26 protein-coding genes are annotated in these 26,736 nt (G+C 71.1%); 17 read left to right on the forward strand and 9 right to left on the reverse strand.

Going from position 1 to position 26,736, the window contains the following annotated elements:
* Positions 1–22: 22 nt before the first annotated feature.
* The 6 genes from hpaB to ACZ5XS_RS19865 all read left to right on the forward strand — a co-directional run bounded on the left by hpaB (position 23) and on the right by ACZ5XS_RS19865 (position 7,274).
* Positions 23–1,474: a 4-hydroxyphenylacetate 3-monooxygenase, oxygenase component gene (gene hpaB / locus ACZ5XS_RS19840; protein ID WP_468652984.1), complete on the forward strand. Its 1,452-nt coding sequence runs from the start codon at positions 23–25 to the stop codon at positions 1,472–1,474.
* 15 nt (positions 1,475–1,489) lie between these two features.
* Positions 1,490–2,947 carry a fumarylacetoacetate hydrolase family protein gene (locus tag ACZ5XS_RS19845; RefSeq protein ID WP_468652986.1) on the forward strand — a complete coding sequence of 486 codons (1,458 nt, stop codon included), beginning with the start codon at positions 1,490–1,492 and terminating at the stop codon, positions 2,945–2,947.
* Positions 2,944–3,891 (forward strand): 4-hydroxy-tetrahydrodipicolinate synthase, encoded by a 948-nt coding sequence (gene dapA, locus ACZ5XS_RS19850; RefSeq protein WP_468652988.1) that lies wholly within the window; start codon positions 2,944–2,946, stop codon positions 3,889–3,891. Before ACZ5XS_RS19845 ends, dapA begins: the two co-directional genes overlap by 4 nt.
* Positions 3,888–5,372, forward strand: a complete 1,485-nt coding sequence (gene hpaE, locus ACZ5XS_RS19855) for a 5-carboxymethyl-2-hydroxymuconate semialdehyde dehydrogenase (protein WP_468652990.1) — start codon at positions 3,888–3,890, stop codon at positions 5,370–5,372. The genes dapA and hpaE overlap by 4 nt, the downstream gene beginning before the upstream one ends.
* Positions 5,372–6,376, forward strand: coding sequence for a 3,4-dihydroxyphenylacetate 2,3-dioxygenase (hpaD, locus tag ACZ5XS_RS19860; RefSeq protein ID WP_468652992.1), 1,005 nt, complete (start codon positions 5,372–5,374; stop codon positions 6,374–6,376). The genes hpaE and hpaD overlap by 1 nt, the downstream gene beginning before the upstream one ends.
* 289 nt (positions 6,377–6,665) lie before the next feature.
* Complete coding sequence (locus ACZ5XS_RS19865; RefSeq protein ID WP_468652994.1) at positions 6,666–7,274, forward strand: TetR/AcrR family transcriptional regulator; 609 nt, start codon at positions 6,666–6,668, stop codon at positions 7,272–7,274.
* A gap of 275 nt (positions 7,275–7,549) precedes the next feature.
* On the opposite strand, the gene ACZ5XS_RS19870 is transcribed toward ACZ5XS_RS19865, so the two are convergent.
* Together ACZ5XS_RS19870 and ACZ5XS_RS19875 are read right to left on the reverse strand one after the other, a co-directional pair.
* Positions 7,550–7,675: a hypothetical protein gene (locus ACZ5XS_RS19870; protein WP_468652996.1), complete on the reverse strand. Its 126-nt coding sequence runs from the start codon at positions 7,673–7,675 to the stop codon at positions 7,550–7,552.
* Positions 7,676–7,815: 140 nt separating this feature from the next.
* Positions 7,816–8,457 (reverse strand): helix-turn-helix domain-containing protein, encoded by a 642-nt coding sequence (locus tag ACZ5XS_RS19875; RefSeq protein WP_468652998.1) that lies wholly within the window; start codon positions 8,455–8,457, stop codon positions 7,816–7,818.
* 193 nt (positions 8,458–8,650) lie between these two features.
* Here ACZ5XS_RS19875 and ACZ5XS_RS19880 point away from each other — a divergent pair, with 193 nt between their 5' ends.
* The 11 genes from ACZ5XS_RS19880 to ACZ5XS_RS19930 all read left to right on the forward strand — a co-directional run bounded on the left by ACZ5XS_RS19880 (position 8,651) and on the right by ACZ5XS_RS19930 (position 19,231).
* Positions 8,651–9,172 (forward strand): flavin reductase family protein, encoded by a 522-nt coding sequence (locus ACZ5XS_RS19880; protein ID WP_468653000.1) that lies wholly within the window; start codon positions 8,651–8,653, stop codon positions 9,170–9,172.
* Positions 9,169–10,053: an MBL fold metallo-hydrolase gene (locus ACZ5XS_RS19885; RefSeq protein WP_468653002.1), complete on the forward strand. Its 885-nt coding sequence runs from the start codon at positions 9,169–9,171 to the stop codon at positions 10,051–10,053. Before ACZ5XS_RS19880 ends, ACZ5XS_RS19885 begins: the two co-directional genes overlap by 4 nt.
* Positions 10,054–10,055: 2 nt before the next feature.
* Positions 10,056–11,273: an amidohydrolase family protein gene (locus ACZ5XS_RS19890; RefSeq protein WP_468653004.1), complete on the forward strand. Its 1,218-nt coding sequence runs from the start codon at positions 10,056–10,058 to the stop codon at positions 11,271–11,273.
* A 118-nt stretch (positions 11,274–11,391) separates the two neighbouring features.
* On the forward strand, positions 11,392–12,150 hold the full coding sequence (locus tag ACZ5XS_RS19895; RefSeq protein WP_468653006.1) for an ABC transporter ATP-binding protein: 759 nt from the start codon (positions 11,392–11,394) through the stop codon (positions 12,148–12,150).
* The gene (locus ACZ5XS_RS19900; protein ID WP_468653008.1) at positions 12,147–13,028 is read left to right on the forward strand and encodes an ABC transporter permease; all 882 of its coding nucleotides are present in this window, start codon (positions 12,147–12,149) and stop codon (positions 13,026–13,028) included. The genes ACZ5XS_RS19895 and ACZ5XS_RS19900 overlap by 4 nt, the downstream gene beginning before the upstream one ends.
* A gap of 74 nt (positions 13,029–13,102) precedes the next feature.
* The gene (locus ACZ5XS_RS19905; protein WP_468653010.1) at positions 13,103–14,275 is read left to right on the forward strand and encodes a substrate-binding domain-containing protein; all 1,173 of its coding nucleotides are present in this window, start codon (positions 13,103–13,105) and stop codon (positions 14,273–14,275) included.
* The gene (locus ACZ5XS_RS19910) at positions 14,275–15,651 is read left to right on the forward strand and encodes an FAD-binding oxidoreductase (RefSeq protein WP_468653012.1); all 1,377 of its coding nucleotides are present in this window, start codon (positions 14,275–14,277) and stop codon (positions 15,649–15,651) included. Before ACZ5XS_RS19905 ends, ACZ5XS_RS19910 begins: the two co-directional genes overlap by 1 nt.
* Positions 15,648–16,433, forward strand: a complete 786-nt coding sequence (locus ACZ5XS_RS19915; protein ID WP_468653014.1) for a creatininase family protein — start codon at positions 15,648–15,650, stop codon at positions 16,431–16,433. Before ACZ5XS_RS19910 ends, ACZ5XS_RS19915 begins: the two co-directional genes overlap by 4 nt.
* A gap of 11 nt (positions 16,434–16,444) precedes the next feature.
* Positions 16,445–16,876 (forward strand): cupin domain-containing protein, encoded by a 432-nt coding sequence (locus ACZ5XS_RS19920; RefSeq protein ID WP_468653016.1) that lies wholly within the window; start codon positions 16,445–16,447, stop codon positions 16,874–16,876.
* On the forward strand, positions 16,873–18,468 hold the full coding sequence (locus ACZ5XS_RS19925; RefSeq protein ID WP_468653018.1) for an amidase: 1,596 nt from the start codon (positions 16,873–16,875) through the stop codon (positions 18,466–18,468). The genes ACZ5XS_RS19920 and ACZ5XS_RS19925 overlap by 4 nt, the downstream gene beginning before the upstream one ends.
* Positions 18,461–19,231 carry a cysteine hydrolase family protein gene (locus tag ACZ5XS_RS19930; RefSeq protein ID WP_468653020.1) on the forward strand — a complete coding sequence of 257 codons (771 nt, stop codon included), beginning with the start codon at positions 18,461–18,463 and terminating at the stop codon, positions 19,229–19,231. Before ACZ5XS_RS19925 ends, ACZ5XS_RS19930 begins: the two co-directional genes overlap by 8 nt.
* A gap of 297 nt (positions 19,232–19,528) precedes the next feature.
* Here ACZ5XS_RS19930 and egtD read toward each other — a convergent pair whose 3' ends face one another.
* The 7 genes from egtD to ACZ5XS_RS19965 all read right to left on the reverse strand — a co-directional run bounded on the left by egtD (position 19,529) and on the right by ACZ5XS_RS19965 (position 26,656).
* Positions 19,529–20,509 carry an L-histidine N(alpha)-methyltransferase gene (gene egtD, locus ACZ5XS_RS19935; RefSeq protein WP_468653022.1) on the reverse strand — a complete coding sequence of 327 codons (981 nt, stop codon included), beginning with the start codon at positions 20,507–20,509 and terminating at the stop codon, positions 19,529–19,531.
* Between the two features lie 63 nt (positions 20,510–20,572).
* Entirely contained in the window at positions 20,573–20,824 is a 252-nt protein-coding gene (locus ACZ5XS_RS19940) for an L-histidine N(alpha)-methyltransferase (RefSeq protein WP_468653024.1), read from the reverse strand.
* Complete coding sequence (egtC, locus tag ACZ5XS_RS19945; RefSeq protein ID WP_468653026.1) at positions 20,821–21,612, reverse strand: ergothioneine biosynthesis protein EgtC; 792 nt, start codon at positions 21,610–21,612, stop codon at positions 20,821–20,823. Before egtC ends, ACZ5XS_RS19940 begins: the two co-directional genes overlap by 4 nt.
* Positions 21,612–22,958 carry an ergothioneine biosynthesis protein EgtB gene (gene egtB / locus ACZ5XS_RS19950; protein ID WP_468653028.1) on the reverse strand — a complete coding sequence of 449 codons (1,347 nt, stop codon included), beginning with the start codon at positions 22,956–22,958 and terminating at the stop codon, positions 21,612–21,614. Before egtB ends, egtC begins: the two co-directional genes overlap by 1 nt.
* A complete protein-coding gene (gene egtA, locus ACZ5XS_RS19955; RefSeq protein WP_468653030.1) occupies positions 22,955–24,292 on the reverse strand; it encodes an ergothioneine biosynthesis glutamate--cysteine ligase EgtA in 1,338 nt (445 codons plus the stop codon). The genes egtB and egtA overlap by 4 nt, the downstream gene beginning before the upstream one ends.
* Before the next feature lie 368 nt (positions 24,293–24,660).
* The gene (locus ACZ5XS_RS19960) at positions 24,661–25,107 is read right to left on the reverse strand and encodes a type II toxin-antitoxin system PemK/MazF family toxin (RefSeq protein WP_468653032.1); all 447 of its coding nucleotides are present in this window, start codon (positions 25,105–25,107) and stop codon (positions 24,661–24,663) included.
* Between the two features lie 61 nt (positions 25,108–25,168).
* Entirely contained in the window at positions 25,169–26,656 is a 1,488-nt protein-coding gene (locus tag ACZ5XS_RS19965; protein ID WP_468653034.1) for an SPFH domain-containing protein, read from the reverse strand.
* Positions 26,657–26,736 lie beyond the last annotated feature (80 nt).

The raw sequence follows: 26,736 nt of genomic DNA on the forward strand, positions 1-26,736 counted from the left end.
ATCACCTCACAGGAGAACCACCATGGCCGCACGCACCGGCAAGGAATACCTGGAGCGCCTCGCCGCCTCCCGCCCGACCGTCCACATCCAGGGCGAGACCGTCACCGGCGGCATCCAGGACCACCCCGCCTTCCGCAACGTCGTCCAGACCTACGCCGAACTGTTCGACCTCCAGCACTCGGACGAGCACAAGGACGTCCTCACCTACACCTCGCCCACGTCCGGTGAGCCGGTCGGCACGTCCTTCCTCACCCCGAAGACCCCGGACGACCTGGTCAAGCGCCGCAAGGCGTTCAAGGTGTGGGCCGACCACAGCAACGGCATGCTCGGCCGCACCGGCGACTACATGAACAGCTCCCTGATGGCGCTCGCCTCGGCCGCCGACTGGTTCGCCCAGGCCAACCCCGCTTTCGGCGAGAACATCCGCCGCTACTACGAGAAGGCCCGCGAAGAGGACCTGCTGTGCACGCACACGCTGATCCCGCCGCAGGTCAACCGGGCCGTGGCCGGTACCCAGCAGGCCGGCGGCAAGCTCGCGGCCCGCATCGTGAAGGAGGACGACAACGGCGTGGTGATCCGCGGAGCGCGCATGCTCGCCACCATCGCCCCCTTCGCCGACGAGATGCTCGTCTTCCCCTCGACCGTGCTCCGCGGCACCCCCGAGGACAAGCCGTACTCGTACGCCTTCGCCATCCCGAACGACACCCCCGGCCTGCGCTACATCGCCCGCGAACCGCTGGACTACGACCGCCCCCGGCACGACCACCCCCTCGCCTCCCGCTTCGAGGAGTCGGACTGCGTCGTCGTCTTCGACGACGTCCACGTGCCGTACGAGCGCTGCTTCGCCCTCGGCGACGCCGAACTGTGCAACGGCTTCTACTCCCAGACCGCCTCCGTGGTGCACATGACCCACCAGGTCGTCACCCGCACCACCGCCAAGACCGAGTACATCCTCGGACTGGTGTCCCTGCTGACCGAGGCCATCGGCATCGAGCAGTTCCAGCACGTCCAGGAGGACGTCGCCGAGATCATCACCACGCTGGAGATGCTGCGGGCCTTCCTGCGCGCCGCCGAGGCGGACGCCGAGGTCAACGAGTACGGGGTCCTCACCCCGGCCTTCGCCCCGCTGAACGCCGCCCGCAACCTCTACCCCAAGCTCTACCAGCGCTTCCCGCAGATCCTGCGCAAGCTCGGCGCCTCCGGCCTGATGGCCACCCCGACCGAACTCGACATCCAGGGGCCCGCTGCCGCCGACATCGAGGCGTACCTGCAGTCCGCCACCCTGTCCGGCCCCGAGCGCGTGAAGCTCTTCCGCCTGGTGTGGGACACCTGCATCTCCGCCTTCTCCAGCCGCCAGGCCCTGTACGAGTACTACTTCTTCGGTGACCCCGTCCGCATGGCCGGCGCGTACGTGAAGAGCTACGACCGCGAGCCGTACAAGGCCAGGGTCCAGACCTTCCTCGACCGCGCCTGATTCCGGACGGACGACATGACGCACCCGCTCGGAAACTCCCCGTCGAAGATCATCGCTCTGCATCTCAACTACCCAAGCCGCGCCAAGGAGCGCGGCCGGATCCCCGCCCATCCGTCCTACTTCCTCAAGCCACCCTCGTCGTTGGCGGGCACCAAGGACGCACTCGTCCGTCCCGAGGGATGCGAACTCCTGGGCTTCGAAGGCGAGATCGCCCTCGTCATCGGCTCGCGCGCGCAGCGGGTGAGGCCCGAGGACGGCTGGCAGTACGTGCGATGGGTGACCGCCGCCAACGACGCGGGCGTGTACGACCTGCGCTACGCCGACCGCGGCTCCAACCTCCGCTCCAAGGGCGGAGACGGCTTCACGCCGATCGGGCCGCGACTGCTGGACGCACGCCAACTCGACCCGGCCGCCCTCCGGTTGCAGACCTGGGTCAACGGCGAACTGGTCCAGGACGACACCACGGACACCCTGCTGTTCCCGTTCGGCGAGCTGATCGCGGACCTGTCGAGGCAGATCACCCTGGAGCCGGGGGACGTCATCCTCACCGGCACGCCGGCCGGGGCCTCCGTGGTCGCCCCCGGTGATGTGGTCGAGGTCGAGGTGACCGGAAACGGGCTGTCCACCGGCCGCCTCCGCAATCCCGTCGCCGCCGGGCCCGCGCTGGAGCCGTACGGGGCGATGCCCAAGGCCGATCCGGCGGAGCGGGAGGCCGCGTACGGGACGGCGTGGACTCCTGCGCCCCTGCTGGACAAGCAGTTGGAGGAGGGGCTGCGCTCGGTCGCCGTCGCCACCCTCAGCGCGCAGCTCCGTGCCCGCGGCCTGCCGCACATGTCCATCGACGGCGTCCGCCCCACGCTGCCGGACCGGATCATGGTCGGCGTCGCGCACACCCTGCGCTATCTGCCGCTGCGCGAGGACCTCTTCAAGAAGTACGGCAACGGCATGAACGCCCAGAAGCGGGCGATCGAGGAGCTGAGGCCGGGCCACGTGCTCGTCATGGACGCCCGCCGCGATACCTCCGCCGGGACCCTCGGCGACATCCTCGCGCTGCGCGCCCAGACGCGTGGTGCGGCAGGCGTCGTCACCGACGGCGGCCTGCGCGACAGCGCCGCGGTCACCGAACTCGGCTTGCCCGTCTACCACGGCGGGGAGCACCCCTCCGTCCTGGGCCGCCGCCACGTCCCGTGGGACTCGGGCGTGCCCATCGCCTGCGGCGGCGCCCTGGTGCAGCCGGGCGACCTGATCGTCGGTGACGCGGACGGTGTCGTGGTCGTACCACCTGACCTGGCCGAGGAGCTGATCGCCGACTGCCGTCAGCAGGAGCTGCGAGAGCGCTTCATCACCGAGCAGGTGCGTGCCGGGCACAGCGTCGACGGGCTGTATCCCCTCGGCCCCGACTGGCTCGAACCATTCGAGCAATGGCGCCGCAGCAAGGCCCCTTCGCAAGAGTCGCAAGGAGAAACCGCATGAAGTTCCGCAGTGATCCCGCCACCATCCGCGGATCCATCGCCCCGGTCGTCACCCCGTTCACCGACGATGGTGCCGTCGACCACGACAGCCTGCGCTCCCTGATCCGCTTCCAGCTGGAGTCCGGTTCGCACGGCATCTCACTCGGCGGCTCCACCGGCGAGCCCAGCGCACAGACCGTCGCCGAGCGGATCGCCGCCATGCGTACGGCCGTCGAGGAGACCGGCGACCGGGTGCCCTTCCTGCCCGGCACCGGCTCGCACAAGCTGAACGAGACCCTGGAGCTGACGGCCGCCGCCCAGGACCTGGGCGCGGACGCGGCCCTGGTGATCACCCCCTACTACGCGCGCCCCACCCAGGAGGCGCTGTACGAGTGGTATGCCAGGGTGGCCCGGGAGTTCCCGGACCTGCCGATCGTCGCGTACAACGTGCCCTCCCGCACGGCGGTCGACATCGCCCCCGAGACGGTGAGGCGGCTGTTCACCGACTTCGACAACTTCGTCGGAGTCAAGGAGACCACCAAGGACTTCGAGCACTTCTCCCGCGTGCTGCACGCCTGCGGCCGCTCGCTGCTGGTGTGGTCCGGCATCGAACTCCTCTGCCTGCCGCTGCTCGCCCTGGGCGGCGCGGGCTTCGTCAGCGCCGTGGCCAACCTGGCGCCGACCGCCGTGGCCAGGATGTACGAGCTGTGGGAGTCGGGGGACTTCGACGGCGCACGGGACCTGCACTACCGCCTGCACCCGCTGGTGGACCTGCTGTTCGTGGAGACCAACCCGGCCCCGGCGAAGTGGGTCCTCGCCCAGCAGGGACGGATCGCCTCGCCTCACGTACGGCCGCCGCTCATCACGCCCACCGCCCCGGGCCTGGCCCGCATCCGCACCCTCCTGGCCGAGGGCGGGGACCTGACGCAGCAGCTCGCAACGCAAGCGAACGGAGCCGACAAGTGAGCACCGTCCCCGAGGGCCTGCCCTCGACCATCCGGCACTGGATCGGTGGCGAACTCGTCGACGCGGCCGACGGCCGCACCTTCGACGTCACCGACCCGGTGTCCAACACCGCCTACACACAGGCCGCACGTGGTGCGCGGGACGACGTCCAGCGTGCCGTCGAGGCAGCGCGGGCCGCCTTCCCCGGCTGGTCGTCGATATCCAACCGCGAACGCGCTCGCGTCCTGTACCGCATCGCCGACGCCGTCGAGGCCCGCCACGACCGCCTCGCCCTGTTCGAGTCCTACGACTCGGGTCTGCCGATCACCCAGGCCAAGGGCCAGGCCCGGCGCGCCGCGGAGAACTTCCGCTACTTCGCCGACGTCATCGTCGCGCTCGGCGAGGAGGCCTTCCGGCAGGGCGGTGAGCAGTTCAGCTACGTGGTGCGCACCGCGGTCGGGGTCGCCGGCCTCATCACCCCGTGGAACACCCCGTTCATGCTGGAGAGCTGGAAGCTCGCGCCGGCCCTCGCCTCCGGTTGCACGCTCATCCTCAAGCCAGCCGAGTGGACGCCCCTGTCGGCCTCGCTCTGGCCGGAGATCTTCGCCGAGGCGGGCGTGCCCGCCGGAGTCGTGAACATCGTCCACGGCATCGGCGAGGAGGCCGGGCAGGCCCTCGTCGACCACCCCGACGTGCCGCTGATCTCCTTCACGGGCTCGACCGACACGGGCCGCCACATCATCCGTTCCTCGGCCGAGCACCTCAAGACCACGTCGATGGAGCTGGGCGGCAAGTCCCCGGTCGTCGTCTTCGCCGACGCCGACGTCGAGGCGGCCCTGGACTCCGTGGTCTTCGGCGTGTTCTCGCTCAACGGCGAACGCTGCACGGCGGGTTCCCGGGTGCTCGTCGAGCGCCCGCTGTACGAGGAGTTCACCCGCCGCCTCGCCGAGCGAGCCGACCGTGTCAGGGTCGGCCTGCCCTCCGACCCCGCCACCGAGGTGGGCGCGCTGGTCCACACGGAGCACTACGAGCGCGTCCTGAACTACGTCGAGATCGGCAAGAAGGAAGCCCGGCTGGCGGCGGGCGGCGCCCGCCCGGACCACCTCACCGAGGGCAACTACCTCCAGCCGACCGTGTTCGCCGACGTGTCCCGTGACGCCCGGATCTTCCAGGAGGAGATCTTCGGCCCCGTCGTGGCCGTCGCGCCCTTCGACGACGAGACCGAGGCGATCGAGCTGGCCAACGCCACCCAGTTCGGCCTGGCCGCGTACATCTGGACCTCGGACCTCAAGCGCGGCCACCGCATCGCGCACGCCGTCGAGTCCGGCATGGTCTGGATCAACTCGCACAACGTCCGTGACCTGCGCACCCCCTTCGGTGGTGTGAAGGCTTCCGGCGTCGGCCGGGAAGGCGGCGCCCACAGCATCGACTTCTACACCGAGTCCAAGATCGTCCACGTCGCCCTCGGTGACGTCCACACCCCACGATTCGGAGCCGTCTGATGACTGGAACAGCCGCACCGGACGTCGTGCGCTCCGCCTACGCCCAGCTCGCCGTCACCGACCTGGCCAGGGCCCGCTGGTTCTGGGTGGACATGCTCGGATTCCACGTCCAGTACGAGGATGCCGACTCCCTCTACCTGCGCGGGACGGATGAGCTCACCCATCACTCGCTCGTGCTGCGCAAGGGCGAGATCGCCGCTCTCGACCACATCTCCTACCGCGTCCGCACCCCCGAGGACGTCGACAAGGCGGAGAAGTTCTTCCGCCAACTCGGCCGCCCCGTCAAGCGGTTGAAGAAGGGCGAGGGCGCGGTCGGAGTCGGGGACGCCGTACGCGTCGTCGACCCGCTCGGCTTCCCGGTCGAGTTCTTCCACGAGATCGAGCGGGGTGAGCGCCTCATCCAGCGGTACGACCTCCACCGCGGCGCCCAGATCGCCCGCCTGGACCACTTCAACATCTGCACCCCCGACATCCCCGCCGCCTACGCCCACTACCAGTCCCTCGGCTTCGGCTGCTCGGAGACCATCGAGGGTGACGAGCACGAGCTGTACGCGGCCTGGATGTACCGCAAACAGACCGTCCACGACGTCGCCTTCACCGGCGGGGCCGGCCCCCGCCTGCACCACCTGGGCGTCGCCACCCACGAGTCCCACCAGGTGCTGCGCACCGCCGACATCTTCGGCGCGCTGCACGAGGAGAAGCACATCGAGCGCGGGCCCGGCCGACATGGTGTCTCCAACGCCTTCTACGTCTACCTGCGCGATCCCGACGGCCACCGGGTGGAGATCTACACCTCCGACTACTACACCGGCGACCCGGACCACGAGACGTACCGGTGGAACGTCAACGACGACCGCCGCCGCGACTTCTGGGGCAACGCGGTGATCGAGTCCTGGTACAAGGAGGCGACCCCGGTTCTCGACCTCGACGGACGGCAGCAGCCGGTGAGCAGCTCACTGCTGGACGAGTCCGCTGTCCAGGTCGGCGCCGACGGACTCGGCTGACCGCGCGAACAGCTCCGGTGCCGGGTGCGGCACCGGAGCTGCCGGCACAGCGGGGCCAGAACGTGAATCCGGCCCCGTTGGCCGCCAGAACCGGCATCATCCCTGGTCAGTAGCGGTGACCCGACCTCGGAGCCGTTGGGTGGCTGCGTCGACTGCCGCGTATCCTGTAAAGGATCAAGGAGTCGTCCAAAGCGTCGACTTTGTTGCAACAACTGCCCGACTCCGCCGTTGTGGGATGAGCGTTCGGGCACGCGCCGAGATTGTCCATGTTGTAGAGCGAGGGGGTGCCATGTCTGAGCCGGCGGCATCGACCGCGGCGGTCGCCCGGCCTGCCAAGAGGCTCTCGGCAAGCCGTGAGCGGACCATCCTGCGAGCCGTCTACGAGATACTCGCCGAGTCCGGTTACCAGGGACTGCACTACGAGGCAGTGGCGACCCGCGCCAGGACGAGCAAGGCCACGCTGTACCGGCACTGGCCCACCAAGGCGGAACTGGTGACCACGGCCATGAGCTTGCGCCCGGCCGAAGACCTGCAGGTACCGGACACCGGCACGCTGCGCGGCGACCTCCTGGCATACCTCCAGTTGCTCGCCCAGTGGATGGGGGGCGAGCCAGGCGCCGTGATCAGCGGTCTTTTCGTCACCATGCGCAATGACGCTGAGCTCGCGGCGCTGCTGCGCCCCTTGCTGATCCCCGCCGTACCGCCCGTCCGGGCTGTCTGCGAGCGCGCAGAACGGCGTGGAGAACTCGCCCCGGGCCAGGACGTGCGATTCATCGACGAGCTCTGTGTGCCGGCCCTGTTCATGCGCCACGCTCTGCTCGGCCTGCCCCTGGATGCGGAGTTCGTCGAGTATCTGGTCGACGAGGTTGCCATGCCGCTGCTGACCCGCGCCACGTGACGCGGATTGTCGTTCCCGGTCGGCTCCGGCGGCCCTGCGGTACGGCTTCGTTCGGCTGCCGCCAAGAGCTTCAGGTTCCGAGAGGGCCGCATATGTGAGCCGCTCATGTGGGTGGGCCCTTTCGGAACCGGCCGCACCAGGGCGGCCCCATGGTGCGGCTGATCGAGCGCGAGCTCCTACGGCCGCGGCCAGGATCGGCTCCCTCATGCTCACAGGCATCGATCGATCGGCCAGAAGTTCAGGGCTCCGTCGTTCTCGCGATCGTCCGGGAATGATCACGTGAGTTCGAGGATCGCCAGCGGCCGGGCCATGTCCCCGCCGTGATGGTGCAGGCTCTCGGCGATGCTGTCCCGCCCCGCCAGGCGGAGCGCGCCGACGGCCAGGTCCCGCAGGGAGGCCAACGCCCGGGGCGGCGGTCGCGGTGGTGCGGAGACGGGTGGCGTGACCCGGACCGAGGTGCTCGCCGGAGCCTGCGGCCACGGGCGGCTCCACCCTGCGCAGCAGCCGGACAGGCTTGCGAACAGGCCTGCTCGTGTCCGCGTCAGGAGTGGCGGTCGGCTTCGCCCGTCGCGTTCTGGACGGTGAGGAGCCGCACCCGTGAACCGTCACCGACGGCGCGCCAGCGGTGGGGAGTTCCTCCGGGGTAGCAGATGCTGTCGCCCGGGCCGAGCACGTGGAGACGAGGTCCGTCCCCGGTGTGCAGGTCGATCTCGATCTCCCCGGCAACGACGTAGACGAACTCGTCGCCGGGGTGGTCGTAGTACTCCTCGAACCGCTCCCGGGTCCCGGTGTACTCCACGGGGTGGACGGAGTAGGCAGGGGCGCCGAGCATGCGCGCCGTGCCGCCGGGGTTGTCCACGGGCAGGCCCTCGCCCGAGCGCACCAGGTGGGCCGAGTCGGCCGAGGCGTCGGGTTGCGGCACCACCGCTGCGGCCATGAGTGCCTGCTGTGTGGTGCCGAGGGCGCGGGCGATGCGGTGCAGGGACGGCATGCTCGGCCGGGTCAGTCCCCGCTCCAGCTGGCTGAGGAACGGGTGGGAGAGCGCGGCGCGCTCGGCGAGTTGGACAAGGGTCAGCCCCCGCTCCTTGCGCAACTGGCGGATCGCGCTGCCGAGTTCGGCGCGCAACGGCGCGTCCGCGTCCTCGGCGGCGGGCGATGTGCTGTGGGCGGGTTGGGCCGGCATGGCAGGAATCCTAAAGGGTCGGGGTCGGCGGGCCATCGGGGCCCCGGCGGCCTGGGGAGAGGTTTTACGCCGGTGAAACACCAGGGCTCTACGCTCAATGTTGATGGCACGAACATTCTAGATGCCGTCGAGTCCATCGCGTCGCACGCGGCGTACGTGCTTTCCCGTCCCGTCCAGCCCATAGGGAGCTCTCATGGCCGCGGCCACCTCCGACCGTCCCGTCGACTCCCCGCCGGACTCCGGCTTCCTCGACGCCATGGCCGCCCTCGCCGGAGGCGTCTGTGTCGTCACCGCCCTGACGGCCGACGGGCGCCCGGTCGGCTTCACCAGCACCGCCGTGATGAGCGTCAGCCGCGAACCGCAGCTGGTGGCCATCGGAGTGGGCCGCCGCGGCCGCACGCTGACCTCGCTGCTCGACAGCCGCAGGTTCGCGCTGAACATCCTGCACGCCGGCGGCGAGCACGTCTCGCGGCGCTTCGCCGACCGCTCCGCGGACCGGTTCGCGGAGCTGGAGTGGTCGGCCGAGGAGCGCGGCGGACTACCCCTCCTGCTCGCGCACAGTTCGTACGCGGTCCTCTGCCGCGTCGTGCGCGACCTCCCGGCGGGGGACCACCAGCTGATCGTCGCGGCCGTCGAGCACGTCGTGCCCGGCACGGGCGGACCGACGGCACTCGTGCATCACGACCGCCGCTATCACGCGCTCGGTGCCGCGTGAGCGGGTCCGACTGGTTCCAGGTCGCCGAGACCGGCCCGGCCGCGTTCGTGATCGCCGAGCCCGGCCACGTCAACAGCTACCTCGTGCTCGGCGATGAACTGGCCCTGCTCTACGACACCGGCATGGGGGTCGGCGACATCGGCGAGCGGGTACGACGGCTGACCCGGCTGCCGCTGCTCGTCGTCAACTCCCACCACCACTTCGACCACCGCGGCGGCAACGCCTCCGTGGCCGGGTACGCCGAGGACATCGCCGTACACGCCACCGGCGCCGCACTGCACAAAGATCCGGCTCCGCGCGAGTGGCTGGAGGCGTACGCGCACATCGCGCACGGCCTGCGGAAGCGGTACGAGGAGTTCCACACCCTGGACGTCGGCGGGTTCTTCCTGACCGACTCCCGCGTAGAGGTGCGTCCGGTTCCCGACCTGGCCGGCTGGCGGATCGAGGCCGTACGCCCCACCCGGCTGCTGCGCGAAGGAGACGTCCTCGACCTGGGCGGCCGGCGCCTCGAGGTGCTCCACACCCCCGGGCACTCTCCGGACGGCGTCTGCCTGTGGGAGCCGGAGACCGGGCTGCTGCTGGCCGGGGACACGCTGATCAGCGGTACCTTCTTCGCCCATGTGCCGGGCGCCGATGTGACCGCCTTCGCCGCCTCGACGCGCCGCCTGGCCGAGCTGCCCGTCGCCACCGCGCTGCTCGGTCACAACCTGCGGCACCGGGAGTCGGCGGACTTCGTGGGCCGGGTCGCCGATGCGTTCGCGGCCGTACGGGACGGACGTACTCGTCCGTTCGCCTCCACCGACATGTTCGGCGTCCCGGTACGCCGTCATGACTTCGACGGTTTCGCGGTGCTCACCGCGCCGCACGGAACGGAGCACTGAACATGTCACGACTGCTGCTGCGCGGCGCGCGCCTGCCGGACGAGGGCGTCCGCGACGTCCTGGTCAGTACGGACAGCGGCCTTGTCGCGCGGGTCGCCCCGCCCGGTCTGCTGCCTTCCGGTCCCGACGAGCTCGACCTGACCGGATACCTGCTCCTGCCCGCCCTCGCGGAACCGCACGCCCATCTGGACAAGGCCCTGACCTGGGACCTGGCGGGCGCACTGCCGGGGGACCTGCCCTCCGCCGTCACCGCCTGGCGTGCGTACGCCGCGCGGGTCACCGAGGAGGATGTGTTCCAGCGCGCCAGGCGGGCGGTCGACGAGCTGTGTGCGAACGGCGTGACGGCGGTCAGGACCCACGTGGATCTCCTGAGGGACGACGGCGGCTACGGCGGTGACCCGCTGCGCGGCCTGCGCGCCCTGCTCCACCTGCGCAGACAGCTCCGCGGGCGGGTGCGGCTCCAGATCGCCGTCCTGCACGTCGACGCCCCGGACGAGCTGCTGCACGAGGCGCTCGACCTCGGCGCGGACCTGCTGGGCGACTGCCCCCACCTGTCCGCGGACCCGGCCGCGTCCGTGGAGCGCACCCTGCGCATCGCCGCCGAGCACCAGGTCGGAGTGGACCTGCACGCCGACGAGACCCTCGACCCGGGGGCGGGGGATCTGCGCCTGCTCGCCCGTGCGGTGCTGGAGCGCGGCTTCGTTTCCGGCGTCACCGCGAGTCACTGCGTCAGCCTGGGCGTGGTGGAGCCGGACGAAGCGGCCCGCACGGCCAAGGAAGTCGCGGCCGCGGGCATCGGCGTGGTCACCCTCCCGCTGACGAACCTCTACCTCCAGGGCCGCGACCGACCGTCGTCCACCCCGCGTGGCCTCACCGCCGTACGCGCCCTGCTGGACGCGGGCGTGACGGTCGCGGCCGGCGGTGACAACATCCAGGACCCCTTCAACCCCGTGGGCCGGGCGGATCCGCTCGAGACGGCGTCCCTGCTGGTCACGGCCGGGCATCTCACCCCGGACGAGGCGCTGCACGCGGTCACCGGGGGAGCTCGGGCGGTCCTCGGGCTGCCTGCGGCGGGACCGCACGAGGGCGCTGTCGCCGATCTGCTGGCTGTGCGCGCGCAGACCGTGTCGGAGGTTCTCGGCGCGTCCTGTCCCGAGCGGCTGGTCTTCGCCGGCGGGCGGCTGGTCAGCCGTACATCGGTGGTCCGCGAAATCTTCTGAATCCTCTGAGTCTGCCGCTCGGCAGCTCTCGGCGAACGGATACGGCCACGACATTGGCCGGAAACAACCAATGTTCATACTATCAACATTCCTGACTGTGGCACTGAAGGGAGCTGACGTGCCGACCACCGCCGAAGCGACACTCGAAGCGACGCTGCGATTCGAGGGCGTCGACAAGCACTTCGACAACGGGACCACCGCCCTCACCGGAGTCGAACTCTCCATCGCCCCGGGCGAGTTCGTCGCCGTCGTCGGCCCCTCGGGCTGCGGCAAGTCCACCCTGCTCCGCCTCGCCTCAGGCCTGGACACCGCAACCGGCGGTACCGTCCACGCCCCCACCGACTCGGTCGGCTACGTCTTCCAGGACCCGACCCTGCTGCCCTGGCGCACCGTTCTCGCCAACGTCGAACTCCCCGCCGAACTCACCGGGACCCCGAAGGCCGAACGGCGGGAACGGGCGCTGGACGCCCTGCGCCTGGTGGGCCTGGAGGGCTTCGAGAAGCAGTTGCCGGGGCAGCTGTCCGGCGGCATGCGGATGCGCGTGTCCCTGGCCCGCGCTCTCATGGCCCGTCCCTCGCTGTTCCTGTTCGACGAACCGTTCGGTGCCCTCGACGAGATGACCCGCCTGCGCATGCAGGAGGAACTCCAGCGCATCTACGCGGAGACCGGCTTCGCCGCTCTGTTCATCACCCACTCGGTGACCGAGGCCGTCTTCCTGGCCGGCCGGGTCGTCGTGATGTCGGCCCGCCCCGGCCGGATCACCGCCTCCTTCGAGGTGCCCTTCGCCCATCCCCGTCCGGCCGAGCTGCGCTACGACCCCGATTTCGGCCGTATCGCCGGCGAGGTCTCGGCGGCGCTTCGAGGAGGCTTCCAGTGAGTGCCCACGTCACCGTCACCGCTGAGTCCCAGGACGTCCTGCCGGCAACGGACTCCACGCAGGCCACGCCTGCGGTCCCCGTACGCCGACGCCGGGCCCGGACCGTCGCGGTGCTCGCGCCGCTCGGGTCGCTCGGCGCGGCCGTCGGCATCTGGTACGCCGTCAGCTATCTGCTGCTCAGCCCTGCCAGGCGCTTCCTCGTCCCGCCCCCGCAGCAGGTCCTCACCGTGTCGTTCCTCGACTGGACCCATCTGCAGCCGATGCTCCAGGCGCTGCGGCTCACCGCCCAGGTAGCGCTCGTCGGCCTGCTCATCGCCTCCGCGCTGGGTGTGACGGCGGCGGTGCTGATGAGCAGGGCCCGCTGGCTGGAACGCTCCCTGTACCCGTACGCGGTGATCCTGCAGACCGTGCCGATCCTCGCGATCGTGCCGTTGATCGGCCTCTGGTTCGGGTTCGGCTTCACCAGCCGGGTGGTCGTCTGCGTCCTGATCGCCCTCTTCCCGATGATCGCCAACACACTGTTCGGCATCCAGTCGGTGGACCGTACCCACCACGACCTGTTCACCCTCCAGCGGGCGAGCCGCTGGGCCCGGCTGCGCAAGCTCGAACTGCCTGCCGCCCTGCCCTCGGTCTTCACCGGGCTGCGCACCTCCTCCGGCCTGTCCGTGATCGGCGCGATCGTCGGCGACATGTTCTTCAAGCAGGGCGAGCCCGGCATCGGCACCCTGCTCGACGTCTACCGCTCCCGGCTGCAGTCCGAGGATCTGTTCGCCGCGATCATCCTCGCCTCGTTCTTCGGCGTCGCGGTCTTCGCCGTCTTCACCCTCGTCGCGCGGCTCGCCGTCGGCTCCTGGCACGCCTCGGCCGACCGGACGTAGCCCCGCCCTTTCCGCGCCTCCCCTTCACCCCGGCCTTCCCTTCACCTTCCCTCTGGTCCCTCAGGGAGTCAGTCATGCCTTCATCCGCCAGACGCGCTGCCATCGCGGGCGTTTCCTCCGTCATCACCCTGGTATCGGTCACCGCCTGCGGCGGTGGTTCCACCGCCTCGACCGGCTCCGCGGACAAACTCCCGGCAGCCCCCGCCGCCCAGCGCCTGGCCGGCGTCTGCCCCAAGACGGTCGTCGTCCAGGTCGACTGGGAGCCCGAGGCCGAACACGGCCCCCTCTACCACCTGGTCGGCCCCGGCTACACGGTCGACACCGCGAAGAAGCGGGTCACCGGTCCGCTGGTCGTCGACGGCGAGGACACCGGCGTCGACATCCAGATCCGGGCGGGCGGCTCCGCCATCGGCTACCAGAGCGTCCCCTCGCAGATGTACGTCGACAAGAGCATCACCCTGGGCACGGTCACCACCGACGTGGCGATCACGGCGTCCGCCAAGCAGCCGGTCACGGCCGTGGCGGCGCTGATGAAGAAGAGCCCGCAGGTCCTGATGTGGGACCCCGCCACCCACCCCGACTGGAAGACGATCGCGGACATCGGAAAGTCGAACGCGAAGGTCGTCTACGTGGACGGCAGCACCTACGCCTCGATGCTGGTCGCGAAGGGCCTCATCAAGAAGAGCCAGCTGGACGGGAGTTACGACGGCGCACCCGCCCGCTTCGTGTCCAACCCGGGCATCGCCCAGCAGGGCTTCGCCACCGCCGAGCCGTACATCTACCAGCACGAGGTGTCGGCCTGGAAGAAGCCGATCAAGTACCAGCTGCTCGCGGACGTGGGCTTCAACGTCTATCCGGAAGCCCTGTCGGTGCGCAGCGGTGAGCTGAAGTCGCTCAGCCCCTGCCTGAAGAAGCTCGTCCCCGTCCTGCAGCAGTCGGCCGTCGACTTCGCGGCTGAGCCGTCGGCGACGGTCAAGGTCATCAGCGACCTGGTGCAGCAGTACAACACCGGATGGGTCTACTCCGAAGGCACCGGCACCTTCGCCGCGAAGCAGATGGTCAAGCTGGGCATCCTCGGCAACGAGTTGGACGGCAGTATCGGGAGCTTCGACATGAAGCGCGTCGCTTCCGCCCTGAAGACCTTCACCCCACTCGTCGAGCAGAGCGGCGCCAAGGTCAAGCCGGACCTGACCGCCAAGGACGTGGCGACCGACGAGTTCATCGACACCTCGATCGGACTGAAGTGATGACGACCGGAAACCTGACCGCACTCACCGACCTCGTCGACGAAGGGCCGACGACGATGGTGACGGAACGTCAGCCGACGCCCGGCATCGAGGAATTCTGCACCGAGGCCGCCGAAATCCTCGGCTCCGACGGGGTGATCCGCGATCGGGCAGCACGGGAGAAGGCCTCCTGCGACTGGGCGCACATGTCGCCCATCCTGTCCGCGAAACTCCCCGCCGGGCACGCCGAGGCCGTCCTGCGCCCCACCTCGCACGAGCAGCTCCCGGGCATCCTGGCCCTGGCCCACCGTCACCGCGTTCCCCTCACCCCGCGCGGCAAGGGCACCGGCAACTACGGCCAGGCGATCCCGCTGTACGACGGTGCCGTGCTCGACCTCACCGGCTGCGGCCGCATCCTGGACGCCGGCGACGGCTGGATCCGTGCCGAGGCCGGGGCGAAGATGTCCGACCTCGAAGCTCACGCCCGCACACTGGGCCAGGAGCTGTGGATGTTCCCGTCCACCTTCGGCACCACCCTCGGCGGCTTCCTGTCCGGCGGCAGCGGCGGCACCGGCTCGCTCGTGCACAGGACCAACAGCGACGGATTCGTCCGGGAGCTGACGGTCGTGCCCTGCACGGCGGACGCCGAGCCCTTCGCCGTGCGGGAGTCGGACGCGCTGCCGTACATCCACGCCTACGGCACCACGGGCTTCATCGCCACCGCGACCGTACGGCTCCAGCGGGCCCGCACGTGGACGGGGCTGTTCGCCTCCTTCGCCGACTGGGCGTCCGCCACCGCCGCCCTCTCGGCCCTCGTACGGATGGAACCGGCACCGCGCCTTGCCTCGCTGGACGAGGCCGGTCTCGTCAGGGTCTACCGACCGGACCCGGCACTGGACCCCACGGCCCTGAGCCTGCGCGCGATCGTCGAGGAGGAGGCCGTCGACCAGGCCCGCGCCATCGTCGAGGCGTCCGGCGGCAGAGTCCTGGACGTCCGCCCCGAACCGGACGGCCCCGCGCTGATCAGCTCGCTGTCCTTCAACCACCCGACCTACCACCTGATGAAGGCCGAGGACGGCTGGTTCCACCTGGAGATCGGCGGCGACGTCCTGCTCGGCGACACCACCGAGATCAGGAGGGTCTTCCCGGACACCCTGCTCCACCTGGAGGGCATGCGCTCCGGCACGGTCGGCATGCTCATGGCCCGCTACCAGGACGAGCAGACCGTGTACGACGGCATCGCCGCCCTGCAGGCCCTGGGCGTCGGTGTGCACAGCCCGCACAACTGGCACGTCGACCGCCGCCTGGACCTGGTCCGGGAGGCGGCCCGCACCGCCGACCCGCTGGGCCTGCTCAACCCCGGAAAGATCCCCGCCGCATCCGAGGAGACCCCGTGACCTTCACCCGGTTCATCGACCTCCGCGGCCCGGAGATCGAGCGGTTCAGCGAGGACACCGTCGCCGTACTGCCCGTCGGCGCGATCGAGCAGCACGGGCCCCATCTGCCCGTCGCCACCGACTACTACATGGCCGAGGCCGTCGCCGAAGGCGCCGCCCGGCTCGCCGGGGAGAGCTGCGACATCACGCTGCTGCCGGGGCTCGCCTACACCAAGTCCGACGAACACGCCTGGTCGCCGGGCACGCTGTGGCTCAGCGCCCGCACCCTGCTGTCCGTCCTCGACGACCTCGGCCGCTCCCTGGCCGCCGGCCCCGTACGCCGGCTCGCCTTCCTCAACGCGCACGGCGGCAACAGCGCCCTGCTCGGCGTCGCCCTGCGCGAACTGCGCACCCGGCACGGCCTGCGTACCTTCCTGCTGCACGCCTCCCTCCCCGCCGACCAGGGCGGCACGTCCCCGACCACGGAGTACGGCATGGGTGTGCACGGCGGGCTCAAGGAGACCGCCGCCATGCTCCACCTCCGCCCGGACCTCGTGGACATGACCCAGGCCCGCCGCAGCGTCCCCGAACACCTCACCGCCTACGAGCACATCGGCTTCGGCAAGCCGGTGTCCTTCGGCTGGACCAGCGACGACTTCGCCACCGGCAACGGCCTCATCGGCGATCCCACGGGAGCCACGCCCGAACTCGGCCGCAAGCTCGTCGACGCGTCCATCGCCGCGGCCGCCGCCGCGTTGCGCGAATGCGCACGCTTCCTGCCCGACCGCCCCTTGACCTCCTGAGGGAGCCCGCCATGGCCAACCCCCCGCTGCACACCCCGCTGCGTGACATCACCGCCCACCACATCACCGCGGGCGACACCGTCAAGCTCGCCGTGCTCACCGGTCCCCGTGACGGCTCACCGACCACGGTCGTCTTCGAGGTCTGGGAACCGGGCGGCGCCCAGCCCCTCAACTGGCACCCCGAGGCGGTCGAGACCTTCGTCGTGCTCGCCGGCCACGGCCGCGCCGCCAGCGACGAGCACGAACGCGACCTCGCCCCCGGCGACATCCTGGTCCTGCCCGCCGGCTCCAAGCACCGCATCGTCAACACGTCGGCCACCGAACGCCTCTACACCCTCACCGTCATGTCCCCCGACGAGGGCTTCGCCGACCTCGTCGAACGCGGGCCGCTCGCCACGCTCGACGAGCAGGACCTGGCCGTACTGCGGGCGGGAACATCGTGACCGACTCCCCGGACGCCGACCTTCTCGCCGCCTTCTGGGCGTACGAACAGGCACTGGCCGCCAACGACCTGACCGGCCTGGACCACTGGTTCCTCGACGCACCGGGCACCCTGCGCGCCGAGGGCGACACCGTGCTGGTGGGCCACACCGCCATCGCCGGCTTCCGGCGCGGACGGGGCGGGGCTCCGGCGCGAGTCGTCGAGCGCGTGCACGTGATCCGGCCGGCAACCGAGGTCGCGGTCGTGACCGCCGAAACCCGGCGGCAGGACGGGACGCGCGGGCTGCAGACCCAGGTGTGGCAGCACACCGACGCCGGGTGGCGGATCGCCGCCGCGCACGTGAGCGCCGTAGCCGCGCCGACGCCGCACGACCGCCCGGATCCGGCGGTGTGGCGCGTGGCAGGTCGCCACGAGGACGGTGGGCCGCTGGTGGCGTCCGCCGGACAGGGCCCGCTGGCGCACGTCCGCACCGCCGTGAAGGATCTGTTCGCCGTGGCCGGGCAGCGCGTCGGCGCGGGCAACTCCGTCTGGCTGGCCGAGGCACGCCCGGAACCCGCGCATGCGGACGCTGTACGACGGCTGCTCGACGCCGGCGCCGAACTCACCGGCATAGCCCAGACCGACGAGCTGGCCTTCGGCCTCGCCGGTACCAACGCGCACTACGGCACCCCCGCCAACCCTGCCGCGCCCGGCCGGATCACCGGTGGCTCCAGCAGCGGCCCGGCCGCCGCCGTGGCCCGTGGCTGGGCGGACCTGGGACTGGCCACCGACACCGCCGGTTCGATCCGCGTACCCGCCTCCTACTGCGGCCTGTTCGGCTGGCGCCCCACCCACGGTGCCACCCCCACCGGGGGCCTGCTGGCGCTGGCCCCCTCCTTCGACACCGCCGGACTCCTGGCCCGCGACCCCGCCCTGCTGCGGACGGCAGCCGAGGTGCTGCTGCCCCTGGACGACGCCCCTGTGCCGGTCGCCGAGCTCATGGTGGACGAGGAACTGGCGTCGCACGCCGAGCCCGAGGTGCGCGCCTCCTTCGAGGCCGCCTGCCGCGCGCTCTCCCTGCGCACCGGGCTGCCCCTGGTGCGCACGGCCATCGGAGCCGCCGAGCACGTGCAGGAGTGGTTGGCCGCCTTCCGTACGGTCCAGGCCGCCGAGGCCTGGGAGCAGCACGGCGCCTGGATCACCCGTCACCCGGCCGCGCTCGCCCCGGACGTCGCGGCGCGCTTCGAGAACGGACGCCGGGTGAGCACGGCCGAGCGGGCGGCGGCGGACCAGGTCCTGGCCGACGCGCGGAAAGCCCTGGACGCCGTACCGCAGCCCGGGACCGCCCTGCTGCTGCCCGCCACGAGCGGTCCCGCTGTCCGCGCCGACGCGCCGCCCGAGGAGGTGGAGGCCGTACGCGCCGCCACTCTCCGCCTGACCTGCCTCGCCTCCCTGGCCGGGCTCCCGGCGGTCGTCGCGCCGCTGCTGCGGGTGCGCTCACTGCCCGTCGGACTGTGCGCGCTGGGCGCCCGGGGCACCGACCGGGCGCTGCTGGACCTCGCCGCCGCCCTCACCGCCTTCACCACCGAATCGAGGAGCCCCACGGATGGCTGAGTCCCACGGTCTGATCGGGCCCAACCCCCGCAACGCCTGGCGGGCCGACGGCAGGTCCGTCACCCTGGCCCGACCGCACCGAGACCCGCGTCCGGTCACCGTCGAGGCGCTGCCGCAGACCGTGGTCGCCGACCTCGCCGCCACCGCGCTGATCGTCGTCGACATGCAGAACGACTTCTGCTCTCCCGACGGCTGGCTCGCCTCCATCGGCGTGGACGTGACCCCCGCCCGCGCCCCGATCCCGGTCATCGCCGGCCTGCTGGCCCCGCTCCGTGCGGTCGGCGTCCCGGTCGTCTGGCTCAACTGGGGCAACCGCCCCGACCGGGCCAACCTTCCCCCCGGCGTCCTGCACGTCTACGACCCGGACGGCACCGGCGGCGGCATCGGCGCACAGCTGCCGGGCGGCGCCGGCCGGGTGCTGGAGCACGGCAGCCCCTCAGCCGCGCTCGTCGCCGGTCTGGAGGCGGCGGAAGAAGACATCCAGGTCGCCAAGTACCGGATGAGCGGCTTTCAGGACACCGAGTTGGACAGCGTGCTGCGCAACTTGCGGGTCGACACCCTGCTGTTCGCGGGCGTCAACGCCGACCAGTGCGTCCTGGCCACCCTCATGGACGCCGCGAACCTCGGCTACGACGTCCTCATGGTGGAGGACGCGGTGGCCACCACCTCGCCCGCGTACTGCATGGACGCCACGCTCTACAACGTCCGCCAGTGCTTCGGATTCACCCTCACCTCCGAAGCCCTGAGAGAGGCCCTGAAGTGAATCTCCTCCCGGATGCACTGGGGCCCGCTCCCCAACGCCACCGCAAAGCCGGCGCTGACCGTCCGCTCGGGGGCGAGACCGTCACCTTCGACACCATCAGCCACGAGGTCCTCGAGGGCCAGGGCCGCGACCCGGCCGCCTCCGTCGCTGCGGGGCCACCCTGCGCGATCCGGACCGGCCCGAAGAGCGCAGGTCGAGGTCGAGCGAGCGAGCGCGTCGCTTACCGGCTGTCGCTGCTCCGCCGGCCGGTCAGCAGAGCAGCGATCTGGACTCATCGACGATCGTGCACCAGTGTGTTCAGCGAGCGGTGGCGAGAATGAGTGCGAAGCCGGCGTCGGTGTCTGCCCAGACCTGATTCGTACGGAGACCGGCTTCAGTCATTTCTTCCTGAAGTCCGTCTTGGGTGAATTTCGAGCTCCGCTCGGTGATCCATTCCTCTCCGCGCGTGAAACTCACTGCCAGGTCAAGGTCCCGGATTTTGACGAGCTGTTCGACTCTGCTGCGCAGCCTCATTTCGATGTGGCTTTCCGTGCCGTTCCACACCGATACGTGGTCGAAGGAATCTGGGTCGAAGTCGGCGTTCAACTCGCGGTTCAAGACGTGCAACAGATTTTTGTCGAACGCAGCCGTGACGCCTTGAACGTCATCGTAGGCGGCGATCATTTCCTGCTCGGTCTTGACCAGGTCAGCGCCGATGAGAAGGAAGTCTTCGGGGCGGAGGGTGTCTCGGAGCCCGCGGAGGAACGGTCCACGGGCCGGGCGCCGGAAATTGCCCAGCGTGCTGCCGAGGAAGGCGATGAGGCGTGGGCCGTCCTCGGGCAGCGTCGGGAGGACGAGGGAAGCCGTGAAGTCTGCGCGCAGGGAGTGCAGACGGATCCCCGGGTAGTCCTGGACGAGTTGGGCGCTGGCCTGATGGAGCGCGTCCGCGCTGACGTCGACGGGGACGTAGTTCAGATCGGCCGGCCCCAACGCCTCGATGATCAGCTTGGATTTCGTCGAACTCCCGGAACCGAGCTCGATCATGCTGCGGGCCCCCGTCCGCGCGGCCACGTCACGGGCATGGAGTTGGAGCAACCCCAGTTCCGCCCTCCACAGGGGGTATTCCGGGAGCTGGGTGATCTCCTCGAACAATTCGCTGCCCCGGGCGTCGTAGAACCACGTGGGCGCCGTGGACTTCGGGGTGCGGGTCAGCCCGTCGCTGATGTCGGCGCGCAGTGCCTTGGCGTAGTGCTCGGCATCGAGGGTGTCGGTGTAGCCGTAGGCGCGGGTGCCGGTCATGATTGCCTCATTTCGGTCGACGTCCTGCCGGTGCATTCCTGGAGTGGCTGCGGGAACCGGAAGTCAGGCCCGGTACTCCTTGAGAAGACCGCTGGCCACCCCTGAGGCAACACGACCTGTGCGGGACACGCCGAGTGCCGCGACTACGGGCGGCAGCTCGGTGATCTGCTCGAACAGCTCGCTGCCGTGGGCGTCGTAGAACCACATCGGCGGCCGGGGCTTCGGGGTGCGGGTCAGGCCCTGGAGGACGTCCGCGCGCAGGGCGCCGTCGGTGGCGTCCTCGGGCAGGGTGCGGGTGAGAAGGAACGGACTCACGTGCGGGGCTCCTTCGCGGACGCGGGTGACAGGGGGGAGCTCGGCTCCTTCAACGGGGTGAGCAGCACGTCCGTGCGGCTCGCCGCGAGCAGGGTGCGGTCGGGGACCTCCTGCCAGTGCGGGTCGTCGTCGTAGGGCTCGGAGGCCACGACCGTGCGGCGGCCGGGCTCCGAGAGATACCAGAGGGTGTCGCCCCAGGCCGTCGCGGTGATGCTCTCCCCGTTGGTCAGCAGCAGGTTGAGCCGGGAGTCGGGGGCCGCCGCGGCGACCTCCAGGACCGTGTCGGCCAGCGCCTGGCCCTCCTCGTCGCCGCCGTGCAGCCGGGCGAGGACCAGGGCCCACACGAGCGCCGAGTCGTTGCGGGCCTCCAGGGACAGCAGGTCGGCGGCGGGCAGGGTCCGCGTGAGGGGCGCGAGGGAGTGCGGCCAGCCCTTGACCGCGCCGTTGTGGCTGAACAGCCAGGGGCCCGCGGCGAACGGCGCCGCCGCGGCCTCCGCGTCCGCGCCCGCCAGGGTCGCGTCCCGTACGGCGGCGAGCACGGCCCCCGAGCGGACCACCCGGGCCAGGTCGGCGAGCGACTGGTCCGCCCAGATGGGTCCGGCCCGTCGGTAACGGGCCGGCGCCGGATCCCCCTCCGCGTACCAGCCGACGCCGAAACCATCGGCGTTGACCGTGCCGTACCGCTGCCCCCTCGGCGCCCAGGACTGCCGGTACAGACTGTGCGGCGGCTCGACGAGGATCCGGCCGAGCGGCTCCTCGGGGCCCAGATAGGCCAGGTGACGACACATCAGACGGCCTCCGAGCGGGCCGTGCGGAACCCGGAGAAGATCTGCCGCCGGATCGGGAGGTCCCAGTTGCGGAACGTGCCCCGGCAGGCCACCGCGTCCACGGCGAACGAACCGCCGCGCAGCACCTTGTGGTCGGGGCCGAAGAAGACCTCCGAGTACTCCTTGTACGGGAACGCCGTGAAGCCCGGGTACGGCAGGAAGTCGCTGGCCGTCCACTCCCACACGTCACCGATCAACTGCCGTACGCCGAGTGGGGACTCGCCCTGCGGGTAGCTGCCGGCCGGCGCCGGGCGCAGGTGTCGCTGGCCCAGGTTGGCGTGCTCGGGAGCCGGGTCGGCGTCGCCCCACGGGTAACGCGTCGAACGGTCGCCGGCGGGGTCGTGCCGTGCGGCCTTCTCCCACTCGGCCTCGGTGGGCAGCCGGCGCCCGGCCCAGCGGGCGTACGCGTCGGCCTCGTACCAGCACACGTGCAGCACCGGCTCCTCGGGCGGGACCACCTCGCTCACCCCGAAGCGGCGCCGCAGCCACTGCCTGCCGTCGCGGCTCCAGTACAGCGGCGCGTGGATGGAGTTGCGGCGGATGTGCGCCCAGCCCGCCGCCGTCCACCAGCGCTCGTCGTCGTAGCCGCCGTCCTCGATGAACGCCTGGTACGCGCCGTTCGTCACAGGAGTCGTGTCGATGGAGAACGGCGCCACCTCACGCCGGTGCGCCGGGCGTTCGTTGTCCAGCGCCCACGGCTCGGTGGAGGTTCCCATCGTGAACGGGCCGCCCGGAATGAGGACTTCGGCCGGGCCGGTGAACAGCGGCACCGGGTCCGGGTCCGGGGCGGTCAGGGCCTGCGGCCCCGTGCGGAGCTGATGGGTGATCAGCATCGTCTCGTCGTGCTGCTGTTCGTGCTGCGCGACCATCCCGAAGGCGAAGCCCGCCTCCGTCAGCCGCGTCCCGTGGAACGCGGCGCGCTCCAGCACGTCCATCACCCGGCCGCGCACGTCCGCCGCGTACGCGCGGGCCTCGGCCGGCGCCAGCAGCGGCAGCGAGGGCCGCTTCGAGCGCGGGTGCTCGAACGCGTCGTAGAGGCTGTCGATCTCGGGCCGTATCGCCTCCTGCCCGGCGACGGCCCGCAGCAGCCACTGCTCCTCCTGGTTGCCGATGTGCGCGAGGTCCCACACCAGCGGCGACATCAGCGGCGAGTGCTGCGCGGTCAGGTCCGGGTCCTCCACGCAGCTGGTCAGCAGCGTCGTACGGTCGCGGGCCGTGGTCAGGGTGGTGAGCGCCCGGTCGCGGAGCGCTTCGGCATCGACGGCCTCGTCGACGACGCGTTCGGTGTCGAGGGCGGGGTCGGTCATGTGCGGATGTCCTTCCCGTGGGCGGTGGAGGTCCCCTCGGTCGAGCCGTACCGGGACGGGGGCAGGTCCATGCCGTGCAGGCGTTCGAGCAGGTCGTCGGCGGGACAGCGGCCGGGGACGACGTACCGGTCCCGGTACGCCGTGACGGCCGCCGTGACCTCGGCGGTGGCGCCGAGCCGGGGCAGGGCCCGAAGGGCAGCCTCGAAGCACGCGACGGCCGCCTCGTGCAGCTCGGGGTCGGTCAGGCCGTGGCGGGCCGCGTCGATCCACAGCGGATTGTGCGGCGCGGGCAGCGACAGGGCCCGCTCGGCCAGCGGCTTCACGATCCGGTAGGCGCTCTCGGCGGCCTCAGGGTCGTCGAAGAGCGCCGTCGTCACCGCCAGCGGCACGATCCAGCCGTCGTCGCCGGGCTGGGCGTCGATCATGCGCAGTTCGAGATGGCCGCGCGGTCTGACCGGTGGGAACAGCGTGGTGACGTGGTAGTCGAGGTCCTCCCGGGTCGGCGGCCTCGGCGCCCCCGACCTGGTCCACTCCCGGAACGTCAGCTCCTCGGGCACCTCCCACGGGCCGCCGTCCCGCCGTACGCACATCACCGGGGCGTCCAGCACGTGCCGGGCCCAGGCGGTCCGCGGATCGACGTCGAGCGGGGGAGCGCCCGCACGGCCGGGGCCGATGTCCATCCACAGCAGTTGGCGGCTGGAGAGCCAGCCGGTGGGCTCGTGCCCGGCCGCCGGGGAGTTCGCGAACGCGGCCACCAGGACCGCCCCCAGCTGGTGCGCCAGCCACCAGCGCCGCCCGAGACCGAGCGGCCCGGGCTCCTCGTGGCCGGCGTCCAGGCACACCTGGACGGAGGCGGAGGTGCACATCATGGCGCGGCCGGCCGGGCCGGTGCGGTCCAGGCAGGCCTCCATGGCGTCGTAGCGCGGCTCGCGCAGGAACCGGCGGGGCGTGTGCCAGGGGTCCTGGCCGATACCGACGAGGCCCAGGCCGTCCTCGGCCAGCACCGTGCGGACGGCGGTCAGGTCGGCGGAGACGGTACCGATGCACTCCATCAGGGAGGCGGCGGGCGGCGAGCTCAGTTCCAGCTGGCCGCCGGGCTCTGTGGTGAGCGCCGACCTCAGGGGCACGGTACGCAGTGCGGCGTAGGCCGCTTCGAGTCGTTCGGGTGTCACCGGGAGCTGCGGTGTCCGCAGCTCATGCACGAGCCATTCCACTTCGACCCCGACGGTGTGGGGCGGACCGGTCTTGAAGCAGATGCCCCGGACCAGGGCCTCCACCTCGGCTTCGGTGACAGCGGTACGGGTCTCCGTACAGTCACTCGGCGTATGGGACATGTCGGGATCCTCCTGAGATTCCACCATGTCACCGGCCCGGAGTCTGATGGGGCGGGCCGGCGTCACTCGTTCCACCCAAGACCCTCGCGTCCGATCGCACAAGGGTGCACATCGTCGTATTAGGGGCCGAGGATCTCCGTTTCCTGGCTGTTCTCGAGGAGTTTTCCGGGCACGTCCGGCCCGGAAAACCCTGTTGCGGGGCAAGACCAGAATCGCTCAGGATGCGTCTGTGAGCACGACGGGGGAGGCCGCGCGGACGCACGGTCGTGGCGCGCACGGGGGTCGGGCCGCGTCCGCGCGTCCGCGCGGCCTCACGTCGTTCGCGGCGATCGGCGGGAGCTGCTTGCGGCTTCCCGGCCCGGTGGCCGTCAGCTCCAGCCGTAGCGCTCCCACAACCGGTGCCGGACGAGATTGAACCGCATCCGGTCCAGGGCGCACGCCTCCCGGCGCATCCCGGCCTCGTGCAGCCGCAGCACGCGGTCCACGTCGACCCACGAGTCCCGCCCCGACCGGTCCCAGGGTCCGCTGCCGATCGGCACCCACTCCCGGTCGCCGTCGTGCCGCTTGCTCGACAGCTGGACGGCCAGGAAGGTGCCGCCGGCCTCGCGGGCGACGACCAGCAGGGGGCGGTCCTTGCCCCGGCCGTCGTTCTCCTCGTAGGGGACCCAGGTCCAGACGATCTCGCCGGGATCGGGGTCCCCGTCGTGCGCGGGCGAGTACTCCGTGCGCACCCGGCCCACCTCGCGGGGGTCGGCCTCGGTGGTGGCGGAGGGGCCGAACCGGCCGGGGGCGTTCTCATCGACAGACGCAGTCACGTACGTAACGTTAGAGCCCGCGCCCCGAGCCGGTTCCCTCACCCCTGGGTCCGGTCGTCCGTCACCCCCCGTCCTGCTCCACCGGCACCTTCTGGACCGGTGGCGGGACGACCCCGTTGAGGGACGAAGTCCCGTTCACGGCAGGCCCGTTCTGGTTCATCGAGGCGAGCAGCTGGCGGGCCAGGCCGAGGCCCGTGCCGCCCATGGTGAGCGCCTTGGTGAGCATGTCCGCCATGCCGTCGGCGCCGTTGAGCACCACCATGTTGTCGACGCTGCCGAAGGCGGACGCGCCTGCCCTGACGATCTCCGGCCAGTTCTCGGCGAGTTGTTGGGCGACGACGGCCTCCTGGTTCTCGGCGAGGGCGGCGGCGCGGGCCTTGATGGCGTCCGCCTCCGCGAGCCCCTTGGCCTTGGCAGCCTCGGCCTCGGCGAGGCCCCTGGCCTGTGCCGCGGCCGCCTCGGCCTCGCCGGTGGCGCGGGTGGCCGCCGCCATGGCGGTGCCCCGGGCCCTGGTTGCTTCCGCCTCGGCGCCCGCGGCCGTCTTGACCCGGGTCGCCTCGGCCGCTGCCGCCAGCTCCGTCTCCTGCGCCTTGGCCTGGGCCGCGGAGATGCGTGCGTCGCGCTCCGCCTCGGCCATCGTCCGCTTCTCGTAGGCCTGCGCGTCCGCCGGCTTGCGCACGTCCGCCTGGAGTTGCTGCTCACGCCGCTGGGCCTCCAGCTCGGCGACCCGCGTCTCCTGGACGACGACTTCCTGCCGGGCCGCGGCGTCGGCGAGCGGTCCGGCCTGGCGGGACTTGGCACCCGCCTTGTCACGCTCGGCCTGGTAGCCGGCCTGCAGAATCTCGCTGTCCCGGGTGGCCTCGGCCATCCGGGCGTACGACTGCTGCTCCGCCTCGGTGGCCAGCCGGTTCGCCTCCGCCTGCGCGATCCGCGCGTCCCGCTGGACGGCCGCCGCGTGCGGCATCGCCAGGTTCTGGATGTACCCGGTCGGGTCCTCGATCTCGTGGATCTGCAGCGAGTCGACGATCAGGCCCAGCTTCTCCATCTCCGTGCCGCAGGCCGCCCGGGTCTGCCCGGTGAGCTTCTCCCGGTCGCGGATCATGTCCTCGACCGTCAACCCGCCCACGATGGAGCGCAGATGACCGGCGAAGACGTTGTGCACCCGCTCGGACATCAGCTTCTGCTGGTCGAGGAAACGGCGGCCCGCGTTCGCGATCGACACGAAGTCGTCGCCCACCTTGAAGATGACCACGCCCCGCACCTTGAGCGGAATGCCCTGGTGGGTCACGCAGTCCACGTGCAGTTCGGTCTCGTTCAGGTCGAGCGAGAGCTTGCGGACCGCCTGCACTCCGGGCAGCACGAGCGTGCCGCGTCCGGTGACGATACGGAAGCCCATGCCCGCCTCGAGGCCCTCCGTCTTGTGCTTGGAGCCGGAGATGATCAGTGCCTCGTTCGGTTCCGCGACACGCCACATCATCTTGAACAGACCGATCAGAACGAGGACGGCGGCAACCGCCACCCCCGCAACGACGCCGACAACCATCGGCATACGCCCCCTTGTGATGGTGCCCTTTCGGCACCGAACGAAGGGAGTGTGCGCCTGTGCGAGGCCCTGGGTACAGGCGCTGA

This window comes from Streptomyces sp. NPDC033131 (assembly GCF_055578365.1).

Coding starts and splice junctions, on each gene's coding strand:
- ACZ5XS_RS19930 (WP_468653020.1), top strand. CDS start 18,461: ATGGCTGAGTCCCACGGTCTGATCGGGCCCAACCCCCGCAACGCCTGG.
- ACZ5XS_RS19965 (WP_468653034.1), bottom strand. CDS start 26,656: ATGCCGATGGTTGTCGGCGTCGTTGCGGGGGTGGCGGTTGCCGCCGTC.
- ACZ5XS_RS19845 (WP_468652986.1), top strand. CDS start 1,490: ATGACGCACCCGCTCGGAAACTCCCCGTCGAAGATCATCGCTCTGCAT.
- hpaD (WP_468652992.1), top strand. CDS start 5,372: ATGACTGGAACAGCCGCACCGGACGTCGTGCGCTCCGCCTACGCCCAG.
- ACZ5XS_RS19880 (WP_468653000.1), top strand. CDS start 8,651: ATGGCCGCGGCCACCTCCGACCGTCCCGTCGACTCCCCGCCGGACTCC.
- ACZ5XS_RS19890 (WP_468653004.1), top strand. CDS start 10,056: ATGTCACGACTGCTGCTGCGCGGCGCGCGCCTGCCGGACGAGGGCGTC.
- ACZ5XS_RS19865 (WP_468652994.1), top strand. CDS start 6,666: ATGTCTGAGCCGGCGGCATCGACCGCGGCGGTCGCCCGGCCTGCCAAG.
- dapA (WP_468652988.1), top strand. CDS start 2,944: ATGAAGTTCCGCAGTGATCCCGCCACCATCCGCGGATCCATCGCCCCG.
- ACZ5XS_RS19910 (WP_468653012.1), top strand. CDS start 14,275: ATGACGACCGGAAACCTGACCGCACTCACCGACCTCGTCGACGAAGGG.
- egtC (WP_468653026.1), bottom strand. CDS start 21,612: ATGTGTCGTCACCTGGCCTATCTGGGCCCCGAGGAGCCGCTCGGCCGG.
- ACZ5XS_RS19875 (WP_468652998.1), bottom strand. CDS start 8,457: ATGCCGGCCCAACCCGCCCACAGCACATCGCCCGCCGCCGAGGACGCG.
- egtB (WP_468653028.1), bottom strand. CDS start 22,958: ATGACCGACCCCGCCCTCGACACCGAACGCGTCGTCGACGAGGCCGTC.
- hpaB (WP_468652984.1), top strand. CDS start 23: ATGGCCGCACGCACCGGCAAGGAATACCTGGAGCGCCTCGCCGCCTCC.
- egtD (WP_468653022.1), bottom strand. CDS start 20,509: ATGACCGGCACCCGCGCCTACGGCTACACCGACACCCTCGATGCCGAG.
- ACZ5XS_RS19920 (WP_468653016.1), top strand. CDS start 16,445: ATGGCCAACCCCCCGCTGCACACCCCGCTGCGTGACATCACCGCCCAC.
- ACZ5XS_RS19905 (WP_468653010.1), top strand. CDS start 13,103: ATGCCTTCATCCGCCAGACGCGCTGCCATCGCGGGCGTTTCCTCCGTC.
- egtA (WP_468653030.1), bottom strand. CDS start 24,292: ATGTCCCATACGCCGAGTGACTGTACGGAGACCCGTACCGCTGTCACC.